This window comes from Micromonospora sp. WMMD735 (genome assembly GCF_049178995.1).
GTDB classification, from domain to species: domain Bacteria; phylum Actinomycetota; class Actinomycetes; order Mycobacteriales; family Micromonosporaceae; genus Micromonospora; species Micromonospora wenchangensis.
This window is the reverse complement of the sequence record NZ_JBMHMJ010000002.1, coordinates 7,423,224-7,440,975: the sequence shown is the minus strand read 5'-3', so window position 1 is coordinate 7,440,975 and position 17,752 is coordinate 7,423,224. Positions and strand designations below refer to the sequence as shown.

General features: G+C 74.0%; 19 protein-coding genes. 6 read left to right on the top strand and 13 right to left on the bottom strand.

What is annotated here, in order from left to right; all coding sequences use genetic code 11:
* Nucleotides 1–47: 47 nt before the first annotated feature.
* Nucleotides 48–1,628: an MDR family MFS transporter gene (locus tag ACN268_RS32315; protein ID WP_421486761.1), complete on the bottom strand. Its 1,581-nt coding sequence runs from the start codon at nt 1,626–1,628 to the stop codon at nt 48–50.
* Nucleotides 1,629–1,638: 10 nt separating this feature from the next.
* Nucleotides 1,639–2,292: a TetR family transcriptional regulator gene (locus tag ACN268_RS32310; RefSeq protein WP_421486760.1), complete on the bottom strand. Its 654-nt coding sequence runs from the start codon at nt 2,290–2,292 to the stop codon at nt 1,639–1,641.
* Between the two features lie 152 nt (nt 2,293–2,444).
* Here ACN268_RS32310 and ACN268_RS32305 point away from each other — a divergent pair, with 152 nt between their 5' ends.
* Both ACN268_RS32305 and ACN268_RS32300 read left to right on the top strand, forming a co-directional pair.
* A complete protein-coding gene (locus tag ACN268_RS32305; protein ID WP_421486759.1) occupies nt 2,445–2,984 on the top strand; it encodes an RNA polymerase sigma factor in 540 nt (179 codons plus the stop codon).
* Nucleotides 2,977–3,507 (top strand): hypothetical protein, encoded by a 531-nt coding sequence (locus tag ACN268_RS32300; protein WP_421486758.1) that lies wholly within the window; start codon nt 2,977–2,979, stop codon nt 3,505–3,507. Before ACN268_RS32305 ends, ACN268_RS32300 begins: the two co-directional genes overlap by 8 nt.
* On the opposite strand, the gene ACN268_RS32295 is transcribed toward ACN268_RS32300, so the two are convergent.
* Nucleotides 3,504–4,898 carry a protein kinase domain-containing protein gene (locus ACN268_RS32295; protein WP_421486757.1) on the bottom strand — a complete coding sequence of 465 codons (1,395 nt, stop codon included), beginning with the start codon at nt 4,896–4,898 and terminating at the stop codon, nt 3,504–3,506. The genes ACN268_RS32300 and ACN268_RS32295 overlap by 4 nt on opposite strands.
* A 136-nt stretch (nt 4,899–5,034) precedes the next feature.
* Here ACN268_RS32295 and ACN268_RS32290 point away from each other — a divergent pair, with 136 nt between their 5' ends.
* From ACN268_RS32290 to ACN268_RS32280, 3 genes are all read left to right on the top strand, one after another.
* Nucleotides 5,035–5,649, top strand: a complete 615-nt coding sequence (locus tag ACN268_RS32290; RefSeq protein WP_421486756.1) for a hypothetical protein — start codon at nt 5,035–5,037, stop codon at nt 5,647–5,649.
* A gap of 117 nt (nt 5,650–5,766) precedes the next feature.
* Nucleotides 5,767–6,108, top strand: coding sequence for a PadR family transcriptional regulator (locus ACN268_RS32285; RefSeq protein WP_421486755.1), 342 nt, complete (start codon nt 5,767–5,769; stop codon nt 6,106–6,108).
* Nucleotides 6,105–7,052, top strand: a complete 948-nt coding sequence (locus ACN268_RS32280) for a permease prefix domain 1-containing protein (protein ID WP_421486754.1) — start codon at nt 6,105–6,107, stop codon at nt 7,050–7,052. Before ACN268_RS32285 ends, ACN268_RS32280 begins: the two co-directional genes overlap by 4 nt.
* A gap of 83 nt (nt 7,053–7,135) precedes the next feature.
* On the opposite strand, the gene ACN268_RS32275 is transcribed toward ACN268_RS32280, so the two are convergent.
* The 8 genes from ACN268_RS32275 to pgsA all read right to left on the bottom strand — a co-directional run bounded on the left by ACN268_RS32275 (nt 7,136) and on the right by pgsA (nt 13,249).
* A complete protein-coding gene (locus ACN268_RS32275) occupies nt 7,136–7,270 on the bottom strand; it encodes a hypothetical protein (protein ID WP_421486753.1) in 135 nt (44 codons plus the stop codon).
* Between the two features lie 35 nt (nt 7,271–7,305).
* Nucleotides 7,306–8,058: a YebC/PmpR family DNA-binding transcriptional regulator gene (locus tag ACN268_RS32270; protein ID WP_204961337.1), complete on the bottom strand. Its 753-nt coding sequence runs from the start codon at nt 8,056–8,058 to the stop codon at nt 7,306–7,308.
* Between the two features lie 219 nt (nt 8,059–8,277).
* Complete coding sequence (pdxT, locus tag ACN268_RS32265) at nt 8,278–8,883, bottom strand: pyridoxal 5'-phosphate synthase glutaminase subunit PdxT (RefSeq protein ID WP_421486752.1); 606 nt, start codon at nt 8,881–8,883, stop codon at nt 8,278–8,280.
* Between the two features lie 31 nt (nt 8,884–8,914).
* On the bottom strand, nt 8,915–9,832 hold the full coding sequence (gene pdxS / locus ACN268_RS32260) for a pyridoxal 5'-phosphate synthase lyase subunit PdxS (protein ID WP_421486751.1): 918 nt from the start codon (nt 9,830–9,832) through the stop codon (nt 8,915–8,917).
* A 162-nt stretch (nt 9,833–9,994) separates the two neighbouring features.
* Nucleotides 9,995–10,498 (bottom strand): hypothetical protein, encoded by a 504-nt coding sequence (locus ACN268_RS32255; protein ID WP_421487059.1) that lies wholly within the window; start codon nt 10,496–10,498, stop codon nt 9,995–9,997.
* A gap of 8 nt (nt 10,499–10,506) precedes the next feature.
* Complete coding sequence (locus ACN268_RS32250; RefSeq protein WP_421486750.1) at nt 10,507–11,676, bottom strand: glycosyltransferase family 4 protein; 1,170 nt, start codon at nt 11,674–11,676, stop codon at nt 10,507–10,509.
* 14 nt (nt 11,677–11,690) lie between these two features.
* Complete coding sequence (locus ACN268_RS32245) at nt 11,691–12,632, bottom strand: phosphatidylinositol mannoside acyltransferase (protein ID WP_421486749.1); 942 nt, start codon at nt 12,630–12,632, stop codon at nt 11,691–11,693.
* On the bottom strand, nt 12,629–13,249 hold the full coding sequence (gene pgsA / locus ACN268_RS32240) for a phosphatidylinositol phosphate synthase (RefSeq protein ID WP_421486748.1): 621 nt from the start codon (nt 13,247–13,249) through the stop codon (nt 12,629–12,631). The genes ACN268_RS32245 and pgsA overlap by 4 nt, the downstream gene beginning before the upstream one ends.
* 251 nt (nt 13,250–13,500) lie before the next feature.
* Here pgsA and ACN268_RS32235 point away from each other — a divergent pair, with 251 nt between their 5' ends.
* The gene (locus ACN268_RS32235) at nt 13,501–15,648 is read left to right on the top strand and encodes an elongation factor G-like protein EF-G2 (RefSeq protein ID WP_421486747.1); all 2,148 of its coding nucleotides are present in this window, start codon (nt 13,501–13,503) and stop codon (nt 15,646–15,648) included.
* A gap of 177 nt (nt 15,649–15,825) precedes the next feature.
* Here ACN268_RS32235 and ACN268_RS32230 read toward each other — a convergent pair whose 3' ends face one another.
* Nucleotides 15,826–16,884 carry an aldo/keto reductase gene (locus ACN268_RS32230; protein ID WP_421486746.1) on the bottom strand — a complete coding sequence of 353 codons (1,059 nt, stop codon included), beginning with the start codon at nt 16,882–16,884 and terminating at the stop codon, nt 15,826–15,828.
* Between the two features lie 146 nt (nt 16,885–17,030).
* A complete protein-coding gene (locus ACN268_RS32225; protein ID WP_421486745.1) occupies nt 17,031–17,681 on the bottom strand; it encodes a CG0192-related protein in 651 nt (216 codons plus the stop codon).
* Nucleotides 17,682–17,752: the final 71 nt, after the last annotated feature.

Sequence of the window (17,752 nt, the reverse complement as noted above, 5' to 3'; positions counted from 1 at the left end):
CGACGGCCCCGGGCCGCAGACCGGGCCCGGGACCGTCGTCGTCGACGTCAGTGCATCGCGGTCAGGGCCGCCGCCTCCTGCTCGGCGCGCTCGTCGCCGCTCACCTCGTGCAGCGGCTTCTCCCTGATGAACAGGACCGCGACCAGGGCGAGCAGGGCGATCGGCGCACCGATCAGGAACAGCTCGGAGGTGGCCGTGGCGTACGCGTCCTGCACGATCGCCAGGACCGGGGCGGGCAGCGCGGACAGGTCGGGCACCTCGGTGGTGCCGCCGCCGGTGGCACCGGCCGCCGGGCCGAGCCGCTCGGTCATCAGGCCGGTGACCCGGTTGGCCAGCACCGCGCCGAGGGCACTGACCCCGATCGCGCCACCCATGCTGCGGAAGAAGGTCAGCACCGAGGTGGCCGCACCGAGTTCGTGGGCGGGCACGTCGTTCTGCGCGGCGAGGACCAGGTTCTGCATGAGCATGCCCACGCCGGTGCCGAGCACCGCCATGTAGAGCGACAGCAGCGGCACGCCGGTGTCGGCGTCGATGGTGCTCAGCAGCAGCATGCCGACGGTCATCACGGCCGCGCCGGCCACCAGGTAGACCTTCCACCTGCCGAACCGGGTGATGAGCTGGCCGGCGACGGTGGAGGAGACCAGCAGACCGAGGATCATCGGCAGGCTCATCAGGCCGGCGACGGTCGGCGACTTGCCCAGCGAGGTCTGGAAGTACTGCGACAGGAAGACCGTGCCGCCGAAGAGGGCCACCCCGACCAGCACGCTGGCGACCGTGGTCAGCGTGACCGTACGGCTGCGGAAGATGCGCAGCGGGATGATCGGCTCGGGCACCCTCGACTCGACCCAGACCGCCAGGGCCAGCAGCACCAGCCCGCCGACGACCATCAGCGCCGTCCAGCCCGAGGCCCAGGCGAACCGGTGCCCGGCCAGCGACGACCAGACCAGCAGGGTGGACACGCCGGCGGTGATCAGCAGCGCGCCCCACCAGTCGATACGGGCCCGGCGGCGGACCACCGGCAGGTGCAGGGTGCGTTGCAGCAGGACGATCGACAGCAGGCTGAACGGCACGCCGATCAGGAAGCACCAGCGCCAGCCCAGCCAGGAGGTGTCGACCAGGACGCCGCCGATCAGCGGGCCGGCGATCGTACCGACGCCGAACACGGCGCCGAAGATGCCGGCGTACCGGCCCAGCTCCCGGGGCGGGATCATGGCCGCCATCACGATCAGCGCCAGGGCGGTCATCCCGCCCGCGCCGATGCCCTGCACGATCCGGCTGGCCAGCAGGGTCTCCACGTTGCGGGCGAGGCCGGCGATCAACGAGCCGAGCACGAACAGGCCGAGGGAGAGCTGGATGAGCAGCTTCTTGCTGTAGAGGTCGGCCATCTTGCCCCACAGCGGCACGGTGGCCGTCATCGCCAGCAGCTCGGTGGTGACGATCCAGGTGTAGACGGTCTGGCTGCCGTTGAGTTCGGCGATGATGCGCGGCAGCGCGTTCGCCACCACCGTCGAGGCGAGGATCGCCACGAACATGCCCACCATCAGGCCGGAGAGGGCCTGGAGGACCTCCCGGCGGGACATCCGGCCGGTGCCCACCTCGGGCGGGGTCGACGCGGCAGTTGCGGTCATGGACGTTTCCTTACCGGGTTCGATGCACGCCCGGCGCGGTCGCGCCGGGCTGGTCGGGGGTACGGGGGTCGGGCAGCCCGGCGGCGACGGCGGCGAACGCCTCGTCGAGCAGGTCGGCCAGGGAGCGGGACCCGCCGCCGGTGGCCCAGCGGACCATCGCGGTACGCAGCGCGGCTCCGGTGACCGCCACCACGAGGGCGGGATAGCCGTCGTCCGGGGCGTGACCGGTGCGCGCCGCGAGCGCCTCGACCATGGCCTGCTCGGTCGTCGCGTTGCCGGAGACCAGCCGGGCCAGCAGCATCGGGTGCTGCATCACCACCTGCATCCGCAGCAGCCACAACGCGGCGTCGCCCTCCACCTCGTCGATCACGCCGGCCAGGGCCGACCGGATCGCCGTCAGCGCCGGCACCTGCGCCGGTACGGCGGCCAGCGCCCGCAGCACCCGTTCCCGGTCGCCCGCCGTGTCGCCGACCAGCGCGTCGTCCTTGGTGGCGAAGTAGTTGAAGAAGGTCCGGGCGGAGACGTCCGCCGCCTCGGCGATCTCCTCGACGGTGACCTGGTCCAGCCCCCGCTCGGCGACCAGGCGCAGTGCGGCGGCGGCCAGTGCGGCACGGGTCTGCCGCTTCTTGCGGTCCCGCCGTCCGAGTCCCTCGTCCCTGGTCACGGAGGGAGCCTACGGACAAGATTGCAGTGCCTGCAAACTTGCACAGTGTGACATGAAACTCGACCGGGGCCACGCCGGTCCGGGGTGGCCCGGCTGGGTCCCGGCGGCATAGCCTCGACGGCACACCACACCACCTCGGTCGGGGGACGGCCATGCTCCTCGCGGACGACATCGACGACCTGGCCCACGCCGCCGCCCGGGGTGAGCCGGGTGCCCTCGACGCGCTGCTGACGGCGGTACGCCCCGAGGTCCTGCGGCTGTGCGGCCGGCTGCTGCCCCACCGGGAGGACGCCGAGGAGGCCTGCCAGGACGCCCTGCTCGCGGTGGCCCGGGGCATCGGACGCTTCGAGGGCCGCTCGTCGTTCCACACCTGGCTGTACCGGCTCACCGCCAACCGGGCCCGGTCGACCTACCGGGCGCTGCGCCGGCGCTGGCAGGTCGAGGCCGGCGGGGTGCCGCTGCCCGACCCGCCGGACCCCCGACGCACCAGCGTGGTCGCCGGTACCCGGCTCGACCTGCTCGACGCGTTGGACACGGTCCGCCCCGAGGCGGCCGAGGCGCTGACCCTGCGCGACCTGCTCGGCCTGCCCTACTCCGAGATCGCCACCCTGCTCGATACGCCGGAGGGCACCGTGAAGTCCCGCGTCCACCAGGCCCGCCGCCAGGTCCGGGAACGGTTGACCGGTGGCTGAGCGGACCGGCCGGTGGCTGGCCGCCGTGCTGCTGCTCGTACCGGTGACCGGCTGCGCGGCCCCGGTCGCCCCGCTCCCGGTCCGGGCACCGACGCCCACCCCGGCGATCCCGACGACCGCACCCCCGGCCACCGTGGCCCCGACCCCCACCGGCCCGACCCCACGCAGCGTGGCGGCGCTGCCGACGCGGTCCACAGCGGCACCGTCCACCCCCGACCGGACCCCGGGCACCCGGCCACCGTCGGCGAGCCCCCGGCCGAGCGCCTGCCTGGGCCCGGTCCGCTACGACCTGGTCCTCGCCGACACCGAGCTGGCGCTGCTGACCTCGCTGTGCCTGGGAGTCGGCGGGGTGCTCCGGCTCCAGGGGATCGGACCCGGCGAGGTCACGGTGGACCGGGAGGACCTGGTCGACCAGAACTACGAGGCCGGCGTGGTCGACCTCCGCTTCCTGCGCGCCGGCACGATCGGGGTGACCATCCCGTACGAGGGGACGACGTACCTGGTCACAGTGGTGGTCGTCTAGCCGGGACGGACGCGCACCCCGGCCAGCAGTGCGTCGACGACGTCCGGCCCGCTGCCCGGCGGCGGGACGACCTGCGCGTAGAGCAACCCGGCCCGGCCGGCACGGGCGGCAGCCTCGACCAGTACCGGCCGACCCGCCGGGCAGGTGAACCGGGCGACCACCCAGACCGTCGCGCCCCGGCGGACCCGCCGTACCGGGGCGGCCACGCAGTCGGCGTGCGGACGCTGCGCGACGAAGTCCGCCGGGGTGGACCAGCGGCCCAGGGTCGCGGAGAGACCGACGAAGGCACCGGGCATGGTCGGGTCGGTCGCCCACCGGCCCGGGTCGGGCGAGACGACAAGCGCCGGTTCGAGCCGCCCCCGCGCGTCGTACCGGCCGGCCCAGCCCGTCCCGGCGGCCCGCCAGCCGGCCGGCAGGAGCACGCTCACCGGCCCGCTGCGGCCCCACCGGCCGTCGGCCGTGGGTCGGGTGGCGTCACCGCCGGTGGCACCCACCGCGACCAGGATCAGGGCCCCGGCCAGGCCGAGCCGGCGCGCCACCCGGCGACCGGCAGCCGACCCGGCCCGGCTGACCGGCCGCCCCTCCCCCGCCGGGAACGCCCTCCCCGGTCGCCGGGTGGCGGGGTCGTCGGGTGGACCGGCGGCCCGGCGCAACGCCGCCCGGAAGGCGTCCGCGTCGGGGTAGCGGTCGGCGGGGCGGGGGGCGGTGGCCCGGCGCAGCACCGCCACCACCGGCGCGGGCACCCCGTCCAGGTGCGGCCGGGGGCCGGGGCCGCCGAGCAACCGCAGGCCGAGCCGACCCAGCCCGAACACGTCGCTGCGGGTGTCCACCACGGCCAGCGGATCGTCCTGTTCGGGCGCCATGTAGCCGGGCGTGCCGGCGCGGGCGGTCAGCCCGGAGGCGGCGGCGAGCGCCTTGGCCAATCCGAGGTCGGCGATGACCACCCGTTCCCCGTCGGCGGTCGAGGTGAACAGCACGTTGCCCGGGGTGAGGTCGCGGTGCACCACCCGCTCCCGGTGCAGCACGGCGACCCCGGCGGCGATCTCGTCGAGCAGCTCCAGGGCCGGCGGCACCGGAGGCGTCCCGGCGGCCAGCCGGTCCCGCAGGCTTCCACCGTCAGCCAGGGCCAGCACCGCGTACGGCCGACCGTCGGGTAGTTCGCCGACCGCGTGCACCCGTACCAGCCGGGGGTGGTCGAGCCGCCGCAGCAGCCGGGCCTCGTCCCGGAAGCGTTCGCGGACCCGCAGGTCGTGACTCCAGTTCTCGGCCAGCACCTTGATCGCCACCCGGGAGTCGAGAGCGGGGTCGTGACCGAGCCAGACGGTCGCGAAGGAGCCCGCACCGAGCAGCCGTTGCACCCGGTAGGGCCCGATCCACGCCGGAATGCCCATCGTTCCACCCCCACCGCACGGTATCCGGCGTCGGCGGGTGCCGGTGTGCGCCGGAGGCGGTCGGAAAGCCGACGAACGGATTCCGGCCCGGCGGAGACCAACAGAACGACAGACCCGTACCTGCGAAGGAGTTGTCATGCATCGTCTCCGCACCATCCTGCTCACCGGCGTGCTGGCCCTGGCCGTCGTCGCGCCGGCGGTACCGGCCGGGGCGCATCCCGACGTCGCGTCGGGTTCCACGGTGGACCGCGCGTCGGGGGTCGCCGCCGAGCTGCGGTCGGGCGGCCTCCCCGGGCGCCCCACCGGCGGCACCGACCTGCTCAGCGTCCGGGGGGCGGGGCCGTTCCGGATCGGCGCGTCACTGACCCGGCTCACCGCGGCCGGACTGATCGACTGGACGGTCGTCGACTGCGAGGGCGTGGTCACGGCCGGCGTCACCGGCGAGTGGGCCGGGAAGATCATGGTGGCCTTCCGCAACGGACGGCTGGTCGAGATGGGTACCGCCACCGCCCCGCCCCGCTCGCCGGCCGGGGCGAGCGTGGGCATGTCCTTCGCCGAGGTGGCGCGGATCTACGGCTCCCGGGGCGAGTTCATCCACAACGACGCCGGGGACGACACGGCGTACCTGGTGCGGTTCGGCAACCGGGTCGAGTTGTTCACCGGGCACCCGATCCGACCGGGAGTCGGCTACTTCCAGGTCGGGCTGGCGGACCACGTCGAGCGGGCCTTCCGGCAGGGCCATCCCTGCTGACCAGCCGGTCGGAGCCGGGGCGTCGGGGTTTTCCCGACGCCCCGGCTCGCATGGTGCCGACTCCTACATTGCTGCGCCGATGGACATTAGTGTGTGCCACACAGTATGGTGTGACGTATGGTCAACGAAGAGGTTCTGCGGACCCATCTCCAGGAGCTGCGCCGCGGCACGGTGGTGGTCGCCAGCCTGCTGGCCCTGCGCACGCCCGACTACGGCTACGCACTGCTGCAACGTCTGGCCGGGCACGGCTTCCCGGTCGACGCCAACACCCTCTATCCGCTGCTGCGGCGGCTGGAGGAACAGGGGCTGCTGACCAGCGAGTGGAACACCGAGGAAAGCCGGCCACGCAAGTTCTACCGGACCAGCGCCGAGGGCGAGACGGTGCTGACCCGGCTGCTCGACGACCTCGCCGCCGTACAGACCTCCGTGACCGGGCTGATCGAAGGAGCCGACCGATGAACACCCTGACCGACCGCTACCTCGCGGCGACGCTCCGCTCGGTGCCCGTCGAGCGTCGCGACGAGATCGCCACCGAGTTGCGCGCCTCGATCGAGGACATGATCGAGGACCGGAGCGGCGGCGGCCAGCACACCGCCGCCGCCGAGCGGGAGGTGCTCACCGAGCTGGGCGATCCGGACCTGTTGGCCTCCCGGTACGCCGACCGCCGGCTCCAGCTCATCGGCCCGGCCTACTACCTCGTCTGGCTCCGGCTGCTCAAACTGCTGCTCAGTTTCATCCCGGCGATCGTCGGCACGGTCGTCGTGATCGTCAAGGTGGCGCAGGGCAACGGATTCGGCGCCATCGGTCCGGGCATCGTCGCCGCCATGCAGGTGGGCGTCCAGATCGCCTTCTGGCTCACCCTCACGTTCGCCGTCATCGAACGCGCCCAACCGGGCACCGCCATGCCCGGCTGGACCGTCGACCAACTCCCCGACGTCCCCACCCACCGGGACGTCTCCCTCGCCGAGACCGTCGCCACGGTGGCCATGCTGGCGCTGGCCATCGGGTACCTGCCCCTGCAGCACTTCCAGTCGTGGGTGCGCGACACCGACGGCGGCAACATCCCGCTCCTCGCCCCGGCGCTGTGGGCGTTCTGGCTGCCGGCGCTGATCGTGGTGCTGGCCGCCAGCGTGGTGTTCGAGATCGTCAAGTACCGGATCGGACGGTGGACCTGGCCACTGTTCGGGGTCAAGGGCCTGCTCGACGTGGCCTTCGCGCTGCCGGTGGCGTGGCTGGCGCTGAGCGACCGGCTACTCAACCCCGCCCTGGCCGACCGGCTGAGCTGGCTCGCCGACCAGGACAACCGGGACACCCTCGGAGTCGTCATCGCGCTGAGCGCGGCCGGGGTGGTGGTCTGGGGGCTGATCGACAGCGCCGTGAAGACGCGCCGCCAGGCGCGCTGAGCCGACCCGCACCCGACGGGCCCGGCGTACCCACGCCGGCCCGTCGTGCGGTCCGGGAGCCGGGCTGCACGGGACGGGTCAGGTCAGCCCGGCACGGCGGCCCAGCCCGGCGGCACCGGCGGCAGGTAGAGCGCCAACGGGTCGTCGGTGTCCGCCAGGCAGATGGTGGGGCAGCCGAACCAGACCTCACCACGCAGGATCTCCCGCCGGACGACCACGTCGCCCGGCGGGAACCGGCGTGCCGGCCCGACCGTCAGGCGTCCACCGCGGCCATCACGTCGTCCGAGACGTCGAAGTTGGCGTAGACGTTCTGCACGTCGTCGCAGTCCTCCAGCACGTCGATCAGCTTGAAGATCTTGCGTGCGCCGTCCTCGTCGAGCGGCACGTTGACGCTGGGGATCAGCGAGGACTCGGCCGACTCGTACTCGATCCCGGACTCCTGCAGGGCGGTGCGGACCGCGATCAGGTCGGTCGGCTCGGAGACCACCTCGTACGCCTCACCGAGGTCGTTGACCTCCTCGGCGCCGGCGTCGAGGACCGCCATCATCACGTCGTCCTCGGTGGTGTCGGCCTTGGGGACGATCACCACGCCCTTGCGGGAGAACATGTACGACACCGAGCCGGCGTCGGCGAGCGAGCCGCCGTTGCGGGTCAGCGCGGTACGGACCTCGGTGGCGGCCCGGTTGCGGTTGTCGGTCAGGCACTCGATCAGCATGGCCACGCCGTTCGGGCCGTACCCCTCGTACATGATGGTCTGCCAGTCGGCGCCGCCGGCCTCCAGGCCGGAGCCGCGCTTGACCGCGCGGTCGATGTTGTCGTTCGGCACCGAACTCTTCTTGGCCTTCTGGATGGCGTCGAAGAGGGTCGGGTTGCCGGCCGGGTCACCGCCGCCGGTGCGGGCCGCCACCTCGACGTTCTTGATCAGCTTGGCGAACATCTTGCCGCGCTTGGCGTCGATGACGGCCTTCTTGTGCTTGGTGGTCGCCCATTTAGAGTGGCCGGACATCTCGTACCTCCGTCTGTTGACTCACGCCTCGCGTCGGCTGGCCGCGCCGACTCCGGGCCAGCACCGGCCGCGTTGGAGGGCTGCGACGGGCAGTGCCCGCGCCGAACCGCGGCAATCCTACCGAGAGCACCGACCCCGCCGTCACACCCGGCGCGCCACCACCACCGACCCCCGGCAAATCGCCACGAATGACCGCTTTCGTTCCCGGGTCGGGCCGGCTCAGCGGGCGGCGGCGACCAGGTCGGCGAAGTAGCGGTGCAGGCGCAGGTCGCCGGTCAGCTCCGGGTGGAACGAGGTGGCCAGCAGATTGCCCTGGCGGACGGCGACCACCCGGTCGACGGCCGGGCCACCGGTGACCCGACCCAGCACCTCGACGCCGGGGTCGACCCGCTCGACCCAGGGGGCCCGGATGAAGACGGCGTGGAACGCGGGCCCGTCGACCCCGGCGATGCGCACCGGGGCCTCGAACGAGTCCACCTGGCGACCGAACGCGTTGCGTCGCACGGTCATCCCGATGCCGGCGAAACCCCGCTGGTCGGGGCGGCCGTCCAGCACCTCGGCGGCCAGCATGATCATGCCGGCGCAGGAGCCGTAGACCGGCATCCCGGCGGCGATCCGCTTGTCGACCGGCTCGCGCAGGCCGAAGATGTCCACCAGCTTGCTCATCGTTGTGGACTCCCCGCCGGGAAGGACCAGCCCGTCGACCGCGTCCAGCTCGGCCGGCCGGCGCACCGGGCGGGCGTGGACACCGACCCCGGCCAGAGCGGTGAGGTGCTCACGGACGTCCCCCTGCAACGCCAGCACCCCGATCACCGGTCCGCGCACGGCTGCCCCTCCCGACGTCGTGGCCCCCGGGTCACCAGCCGCGCTCGGCGAGACGGTGCGGCTGCGGGATCTCGTCGACGTTGATGCCGACCATCGCCTCGCCCAGTCCTCGGGACACCTTGGCCAGCACGTCCGGGTCGTCGTGGAAGGTGGTGGCCTTGACGATCGCCGCGGCCCGCTCGGCCGGGTTGCCCGACTTGAAGATGCCGGAGCCGACGAAGACGCCCTCCGCGCCGAGCTGCATCATCATCGCGGCGTCGGCCGGGGTGGCGATGCCCCCGGCGGTGAACAGCACCACCGGCAGCTTGCCCGTCTCGGCGACCTCCCGGACCAGCTCGTACGGGGCCTGCAACTCCTTGGCGGCGACGAACAACTCGTCGGCCGGCAGGGAGCTGAGCCGGGCGATCTCCTGCCGGATCCGCCGCATGTGCATGGTGGCGTTGGAGACGTCCCCGGTGCCCGCCTCACCCTTGGAGCGGATCATGGCCGCACCCTCGGTGATCCGGCGCAGCGCCTCGCCCAGGTTGGTCGCGCCGCATACGAACGGGACGGTGAACGCCCACTTGTCGATGTGGTTGGCGTAGTCGGCCGGGGTCAGCACCTCGGACTCGTCGACGTAGTCGACGCCGAGCGACTGGAGGATCTGCGCCTCGACGAAGTGGCCGATCCGGGCCTTGGCCATCACCGGGATGGAGACGGCCTGGATGATGCCGTCGATCATGTCCGGGTCGCTCATCCGGGACACGCCGCCCTGGGCCCGGATGTCGGCCGGCACCCGCTCCAGCGCCATCACGGCCACCGCGCCGGCGTCCTCGGCGATCTTGGCCTGCTCGGCGGTGACCACGTCCATGATCACGCCACCCTTGAGCATCTCGGCCATGCCCCGCTTGACGCGGGCGGTGCCCCAGACCTGGGCGTCACCGGCGTTCGGGGAGGTCGTTTCGGGCACGGCTCATCACTCCTCGGACGTGCTGGGGGGTGGGTTCCGGCTGATGCTACGACCGTGGCGACGCCGTTCCGACAGCCAATCGGCCCCACGGTGGCCTGCCCTGTGGCCCGCGTCACCACGTCCGCGCAGCGCCCCCGGCGGCCCGGCCGGCACGCCGTGGGGTCAGCCCGTGGGGACGTCGGCGGGCAGGGCCAGGGTGGGGTCGTCGATGTCGAAGTAGCGCGGCCACGGATGGCGACGGCCCATCCGGCACACCCGCACCAGCGGTCGGCTACGCGCGCTACGGGCGTCCCGGACCAGGTCCGTGTGCACCTGCCGGGACAGGGCCAGCCGCCGGCTCGCCGCGATCACCGCCTCGCACGCCGGATCGGCCGGGTCGAGCCGGACCGCCCGCAGTTGCCGGGTGAGGTCGTTCTCGGCCGCCTCCCGCTCCTCGGGGACGGCGTCCAGGGCGATCCGGGCCGCCGCGTACAACTCGACGCCGTAGCGCTTCTCGGCCAGCACCGCGGCGGCGGCGGCCCGGCGCAGCAGGTGCGCGTCGAGGGCCCGTGCCGCCGACTCCGCCCGGGTCTGCAGCCGCTCGACCCGGCCGGCCGTCCAGACCAGGTAGACCACGAGCAGGGCGGCCACGACCGCGGTGCCCAGCACCGCCCACAGCTGCGGCAGCGTGGTGCTCACCCGGGACCACCCAGCCCCGCCCACTCCTGGTCGATGACCCGCCCGTCGGTGGCCTCGATGGCCGCCGCGTAGACCTCCACCACCCGGCGGGCCACCACCGGCCAGTCGAAGTGGGCGACCACCTGGTCGCCGCAGGCGGTCAACGCCGCCCGCTGCGCCGGGTCGTCGAGCAGTTCCGCCAGGGCGGCACGCAGGCCGACCGGGTCGCCGGTCGGGAAGAGCCGGCCGGCCCGCCCGCCGTCGAGCACCCGACGGAACGCGTCCAGGTCGCTGGCGACCACGGTGGCGCCGGCCGCGAGCGCCTCGGTGAGGATCATGCCGAACGACTCGCCGCCGGTGTTCGGGGCGACGTAGAGGTCGACGCTGCGCAGCATCCGGGCCTTGTCGACCTCGGAGACCAGGCCGAGGAACGTCACCCGGTCACGCAGTTCGGCCGGGAACCGCCCGAACAGGTCGTCCGGATCGCCGGGCCCGGCCACCAGCAGGCGCAGCCCCGGCCGGTGCGGGGCCAGCGCGACGAAGGCGTCCCGCAGGATCGGGAAGCCCTTGCGGGCCTCGGTGAACCGGCCGAGGAAACCCAGCGTCCCGCCGCTGCCGGTGGCGCACTCCCCCGGCCAGCCGGGCAACGGCTCGACGCCGGCGAACTTCGCCACCGCCACCCCGTTGGGGATCTCCACCGCCCCGCCGTCCATGTGCTCGACCTGCACCTTGCGGGCCAGCGCGCTGACCGCGATCCGGGCGGTGATCCGCTCCAGCAGGATCTGGAGCACCCCCTGGGCGGCGGCGAGCACCCGGGAGCGGGTCATCGCGGTGTGGAAGGTGGCCACCACCGGCCCCCGGGCGGAGAGCACCGCCAGCATCGACAGGCTCGGGGTGAGCGGTTCGTGCACGTGCAGCACGTCGAAGTCGCCCCGGGTGAGCCAGCGCCGCACCCGGGCGGTGGAGACCGGCCCGAACGCGATCCGGGCCACCGAACCGTTGTACGGCAGCGGCACCGCCCGGCCGGCGGAGACCACGTACGGCGGCAGCGTCGACTCCTCGTCGGCGGGGGCCAGGACGCTCACCTCGTGCCCCAGCCCGAGCAACGCCTCGGCCAGGTCCATGACGTGGTTCTGCACCCCGCCCGGGACGTCGAAGGAGTACGGGCACACGATGCCGATCCGCACTGGCGCCCCCTCCCTCAGACCGATCCGGCGCTGGCCGGGGGCGGCGGCGCGGTGGACCCGCCGTCGGTGGAGCCCCGCTGGTCCAGCCACATCCGCTGCAACATGTGCCAGTCTTGCGGATGACGGGCGATGCCCGCCGCCAGACGGTCGGCAATCCGCTGGGTCAGCACCCGGACCCGCTCGTCCAGGGGTGCGCTGTCCGGTTCGGGCACCGGCAGCGGGCCCTCCAACTGCGCGCGCGGCATCTCCGGTTCGTACCACAGCGACGCAACGTAGAGCGGGGCGCCGGTGCGGATGGCCAGCAGGGCGGGCCCGGCCGGCATCTTGGTCCGCGCGCCGAAGAAGTCCACCTCGATGCCCCGGGCGGACAGGTCCCGGTCGGCCAGCAGCGGCACCACCGCGCCGCTGTGCAGCCGGTCCACCAGCACGTCGAAGGCCGGCCGGGCACCGCCGTGGGTGGGCAGGATCTCCATGCCGAGCGTCTGCCGGAAGGCGAGGAACCGCTGGTAGACGCCCTCCGGCTTGAGTCGTTCGGCAACCGTGGTGATCGGCCAGCCGGTGGCCGCGACCCAGGCGCCGGCAGCGTCCCAGTTGCCCGCGTGCGGCAACGCCACCACCGCGCCCCGGCCGGCCGCCACGTCGGCGGCGAGCATGTCCGAGCCCCCGAGGTGGAACCCGTCGAGGATCTGCCGGCGGCTGAGCGAAGGCAGCCGGAACGCCTCCATCCAGTACCTGGCGTACGACCGCAGCCCCTGCCTGACCAGCGCGTCCAGCTCCGGCTCGGGCAGGTCCGGGCCGACCACCCGGCGCAGGTTGGCGCGCAGCCGGGTGGCGCCCTTGCCGCGGCCCCGGTGGGCGTGGTCGGCACCGGCCCGGAAGGCGGCGGCGACCACGGGCCGGGGCAGCGCGCGGGCCAGCCGCCAGCCGGCGACGTAGCCGAGCTCGGTGAGGTTCACTCGCGGCCGACCAGTTGCGCCTGCCGGTACACGTGGGCCACCCGCTGGCCGACCGTGAAGATCGACACGGCGGCGAGCAGCCAGAGCGAGATCTCCAGGGCCGGGCCGACCCCGAGGCCGGTGAGCAGCCCACCGACCCCGACGATCAGCAGCCGCTCGGTGCGTTCCGCGACGCCCACGTTCGCGCTCATGCCCAACCCCTCGGCGCGCGCCTTGACGTAGGAGACCAGTCCCCCGGCGGCCAGGCAGAGCAGCGCGGCGGCCACCCCGGAGTGGTTGCCCTCGGTGGCCAGCCAGTAGGCGACCGCGCCGAACACCGCACTGTCGGAGACCCGGTCCATCGACGAGTCGAGGAACGCGCCGAACCGGGTCGATCCGCCGCTCATCCGGGCCATCGTCCCGTCGAGCATGTCGGTCAGCGCGAAGAACGTCACGATCAACGCTCCGGCGACGAGGTGGCCACGGGCGCCGAAGCCGAGCGCGCCGACGAGCACGCCGACGGTGCCGGCCACGGTGACCGCGTTGGGGGACACACCGGCGCGGAGCAGGCCGCGCGCGACCGGCTCCACGACGCGGGTCATGCCCGCGCGGGCCGTCACTTGGAAGATCTTCGCCATGGCGGTCCCACGATAACGGCCGGCAGTCCCGCGCGGTACGGCCGGTCGCCCGACCCGCCCGGGAGGCTTGTGCCGGCCCCCCGCCGGGTGTGAGATCGGGGTGGAAGGTGAGCCAGCTCACCGTCGCGGCCGTTGACCGTCGTCCGGCCGGCGGGTCACCGGAGGATAGCGCCGCGGCACCCGCACCGGGCCCCGCTTCCCGTCGCGCGCGGCGGTCGCCATCCACCACCGGCTGAGGGAGGTGCGCCGCGATGGCGCAGAGGAACCACGACAGGGCTGCCACCGGCGTGCCGGCGGTGACCGACCCCGGCACCGTACGCAACGTGGTGCTGGTCGGGCACTCGGGGGCCGGCAAGACGACCCTGGTCGAGGCGCTGCTCGCAGCCAGCGGCACGATCGACCGGGCCGGCAGCGTCGCCGCCGGCACCACCGTCGGCGACCACGACCCCGCCGCGGTACGCCAACAGCGTTCCGTCGCCCTGTCCTGCGCGCCGCTGGTGCACGCCGGGGTGACGGTGAACCTGCTGGACACCCCCGGGTACGGCGACTTCGTCGGCGAGCTGCGGGCCGGTCTGCGGGCCGCCGACGCGGCACTGTTCGTGGTGTCCGCCGTCGACGGGATGGACGCCGCCACGGCCGCCCTGTGGGAGGAGTGCGCCGCGGTCGACCTGCCGCGTGCGGTGGCGGTCGCCCGGCTGGACCATCCGCGTGCCGACTTCGACGAGGCGGTGGCGCTGTGCCAGCGGGTCTTCGGGGACAACGTGCTCCCGCTGCACCTGCCGATGCTCGGTGACGACGGCGAGTCGGTGGCCGGTCTGCTGGCGTTGGTCACCCGGCGGGTGCACGACTACTCGGCCGGGCTGCCCGCCACCGTGCGCGACCCGGACCCGCAGCACCTGCCGGCGATCACCGAGTCCCGGGGCGAGCTGATCGAGGGGATCATCGCCGAGAGCGAGGACGAGACCCTGATGGACCGCTACCTCGACGGTGCGGAGATCGACCCTCAGGTGCTGGTCGCCGACCTGGAGAAGGCGGTCGCCCGGGGACACTTCTACCCGGTGGTGCCGGTTTGCGCGGCCACCGGCGTCGGGCTGGACGTGCTGCTCGACGGCCTGGTGTCGGCGTTCCCGTCGCCGCTGCAACGGCCGGTGCCGGCGGTCACCGGGCTGGACGGCTCCCCCCGCCCGCCGCTGGACTGCGACCCGGACGGCCCGCTGGTCGCCGAGGTGGTCCGGACCACCGTCGACCGGCACGTCGGCCGGGTCTGCCTGGTCCGGGTCTTCTCCGGGACGCTGCGCCCCGACCAGACGGTGCACGTGTCCGGGCACGGGAGGGCCGACCGGGGGCACCCCGACCACGACGCCGACGAGCGGATCGGGCACGTCTACCGTCCGCTCGGGGCGGCCCTGCGGGAGGTGGACGCCTGCGTCGCGGGTGACATCTGTGCGATCACCAAGTCGGGCAGCGCGGAGACCGGCGACACCGTCTCGGCGCGCGACGAGCCGCTGCTGATCGCGCCGTGGGAGATGCCGGAGCCGCTGCTCCCGGTGGCGGTGGTGGCCCGCAGCCGCGCCGACGAGGACGCCCTCGCCCGCAACCTGGGCCGGCTGATCGTGGGCGACCCGACGCTGCGGCTGGAACGCAACCCGCAGACCCACCAGCTGGTGCTGTGGTGCATGGGCGAGGCGCACGCCGACGTGGTGCTCGACCGGCTCCGGGCCGGCGGGGTGGAGCTGGACACCGAGCCGGTGCGGGTGCCGCTGCGGGAGACGTTCACGGTGGCCGCCACCGGGCACGGGCGGCACGTCAAGCAGTCCGGTGGGCACGGCCAGTACGCGGTCTGCGACCTCACGGTGGAGCCGTTGCCCCGGGGTGCCGGGATCGAGTTCGTCGACCGGGTGGTCGGCGGGGCGGTGCCGCACCACTTCGTACCGTCGGTGGAGAAGGGCGTACGGGCGCAGTTGGCGCAGGGGCTGGTCGCCGGCCACCCGGTGGTGGACGTGCGGGTGACCCTGGTCGACGGCAAGGCGCACAGCGTCGACTCGTCCGACGCCGCGTTCCAGACCGCCGCCGCGCTCGCCCTGCGCGACGCCGCCGGGCGGGGCGGGACGACGCTGCTGGAGCCGGTGGACGAGGTGGTGGTCCGGGTCGCCGACTCCTCGGTCGGGGCGGTGCTGGGCGACCTGTCCGGCCGGCGGGGCCGGGTGCTCGGCACCGAGGCCGACCCGGACGTCGAGGGCCGCACCCTGATCCGGGCCGAGGTGCCCGCCCTGGAACTGCTGCGCTACGCGGTGGAGCTGCGCGCCCTGACCGCCGGCACCGGCACCTTCCGCCGCACCTTCTCCCACCACGACCCGATGCCCGCCCACCTCGCCGCCGCCCCCTCCACCCCCCACTAGCCCACCCGTCCTTCCCCACCCACCCCCACCCCCACCCACCCCGCAGCGCCGATCATGGAGTTGTGGTGGGGTTTTAGCCCCGATACGCGAGTTATGCGGAGCCCCACAACTCCATGATCGACGGGGTGGGAGGGGCGGGAGGGGTGGGGTGGGGGTGGGGAAGGGCGGGTGGGGTGGTCAGGGGCGGGCGGTGGGGATGGGGGGGAGCGGCCAGTGGGGGCGGTCGGCGTCGCGGAGGGCGGCTGTGCGCAGCGCGGCGAGCTGCCGTTCCACCTCGGCGAAGTGGTCCGGCGTGAGCGGGCCGAGGCGCAGCGCGGCGGCGTTCTCCTCCACCTGGGCGACGGTTCGGCAGCCGGGGATCGGCACCGCCCGGCCGCTGCGTGCCCAGATCCAGCCCAGCGCGCCCTGGGCCAGGGTCCGGCCGTCGGCGGTCAGCGCGCCACGGACGGCGGTGACCCGGCGCAGCCACTCCGGCGCGGGCCGGCCACCCCGGAACCACTCCAGCCATCCGGGGGTCATTCCCCGCACGTCGTCGCGGGGCAGGGTGGAGCCCGCCGTGTACTTGCCGGTGAGCAGCCCCATCCCGAGCGGTCCCCGGTTGACGCTGGCCAGGTCGTACTTGTCGCAGGTGGCCAGCATCGCCGGCGCGTCGCGCAGCACCGACAGGTTGTGCTGGATCGCGGTGGCGTGCGCAGCCACCTGGGCGAAGCCGGCGGCCCGGTCGGCCCGGTCGGTGCTCCAGCCGTACGCCCGGACGAGGCCGTCGGCGACCAGGTCCTCGCAGGTGCCCACCAGCGCCTCCACCCGGGGCAGCGGCAGGTCACCCAGGTGCAGCTGGTAGAGGTCGATCCGGTCGGTGCCCAGCCGACGCAGGGAGTCGACGACCGCCCGCCGCAGGTACGCCGGGGAGGCGTCCTCGCCGGTGGCCTGCCGGGCCCGTTCGTCGAAGGTGTACCCCCACTTGGTGGCGATCACCGCCTCGTCCCGGCGGCCGACCAGCGCCCGCCCGAGGACCCGTTCACCGTGCCCGGCGCCGTACGTGTCGGCGGTGTCGAAGAGGGTCACGCCGAGGTCGAGGGCGCGGCGGACGGCCCGCACCGACTCCTCATCGTCGACCGCGCCCCAGCCCAGCGGCTGGGATCCTTCGGCCCAGGGGCCACCGATCGCCCAGCACCCCATGCCGAGGGCGCTGACCTCGATGCCGCTGCGACCCAACACCTGTGTCGTCACTGCCATCGCCGCATCGTGTCACCTTCCGCAGGCGTGGGGAGACGAAGCTGACGCATCGTGCCCGATCGACCACAAGCGACACCCCCGGGCGCGGACTCCGGGCGACGGCGACCCGCCCGGCCCACCCGTGGTGTCGGGACTCCGCGGGGCGGTCAGCGGGGCCTGACGCATGCCAGCGGCACCAGGGTCGACTGCCCCGGCCAGCGGCCGGTCAGGGTGGCGGCTGCCGGCCCGCCGTCGGGCAGTCCACCGACCGGTCCGTCACCGGGCAGTCGGCGCGCGACGAGCAGGTCGACGGTGTCGGTGCCGATCCGGGTCGGGTCGCCGTCGACCACCTGGCGTACCGCGCCGACGACCGGGGTTCCCACGCTGCCGGTGGTGGCCACCGTCATGGACGGCTCGCGGATCTCCCGCACCCCGTCGATCTCGAAGTACTCCTGCGCCTGACCGGTTCCGGTGAGGATCGCGGCGGCCAGGGCAGCGGCGTAGACCGGGTCGCCGCACCCGTCGTAGACCCAGCGGGGGCCGAGCACCGAGTGGTGGGTGGTGCCGACCAGCCACTCGTCGGCGTCGGCCAGCGGCGCGTCCCGGTAGGTCAGCGGGACCTCGTGGACCGGGCCGGCGTCGACCCGTACCAGGATCGTCTCGATGCCGACGGCACCGGCGGGGTCGTCGAACCGGTAGGCGGCCACCCGGACCGGCTCGCCGGCGGCCGGCCCCGAATACCACCGTCGGCCCGGCAGCCAGTCGGCCAGGAGTTCGAGCTTCGTGGGGCGGATCTCCGCCTGGTGCAGCAAGGCCATGATCACATCCTAGGAGTCGGCACACCGGCCGCCGCACCCGTCACGCGGCCCGGTCGACCGGCCCGCGCCCG

Excerpts from the sequence above, each read along its gene's own strand:
- ACN268_RS32315 (WP_421486761.1), bottom strand. The coding sequence starts at position 1,628 with ATGACCGCAACTGCCGCGTCGACCCCGCCCGAGGTGGGCACCGGCCGG.
- ACN268_RS32305 (WP_421486759.1), top strand. The coding sequence starts at position 2,445 with ATGCTCCTCGCGGACGACATCGACGACCTGGCCCACGCCGCCGCCCGG.
- ACN268_RS32295 (WP_421486757.1), bottom strand. The coding sequence starts at position 4,898 with ATGGGCATTCCGGCGTGGATCGGGCCCTACCGGGTGCAACGGCTGCTC.
- ACN268_RS32290 (WP_421486756.1), top strand. The coding sequence starts at position 5,035 with ATGCATCGTCTCCGCACCATCCTGCTCACCGGCGTGCTGGCCCTGGCC.
- ACN268_RS32285 (WP_421486755.1), top strand. The coding sequence starts at position 5,767 with ATGGTCAACGAAGAGGTTCTGCGGACCCATCTCCAGGAGCTGCGCCGC.
- ACN268_RS32280 (WP_421486754.1), top strand. The coding sequence starts at position 6,105 with ATGAACACCCTGACCGACCGCTACCTCGCGGCGACGCTCCGCTCGGTG.
- ACN268_RS32270 (WP_204961337.1), bottom strand. The coding sequence starts at position 8,058 with ATGTCCGGCCACTCTAAATGGGCGACCACCAAGCACAAGAAGGCCGTC.
- pgsA (WP_421486748.1), bottom strand. The coding sequence starts at position 13,249 with ATGGCGAAGATCTTCCAAGTGACGGCCCGCGCGGGCATGACCCGCGTC.
- ACN268_RS32235 (WP_421486747.1), top strand. The coding sequence starts at position 13,501 with ATGGCGCAGAGGAACCACGACAGGGCTGCCACCGGCGTGCCGGCGGTG.
- ACN268_RS32230 (WP_421486746.1), bottom strand. The coding sequence starts at position 16,884 with ATGGCAGTGACGACACAGGTGTTGGGTCGCAGCGGCATCGAGGTCAGC.
- ACN268_RS32225 (WP_421486745.1), bottom strand. The coding sequence starts at position 17,681 with ATGGCCTTGCTGCACCAGGCGGAGATCCGCCCCACGAAGCTCGAACTC.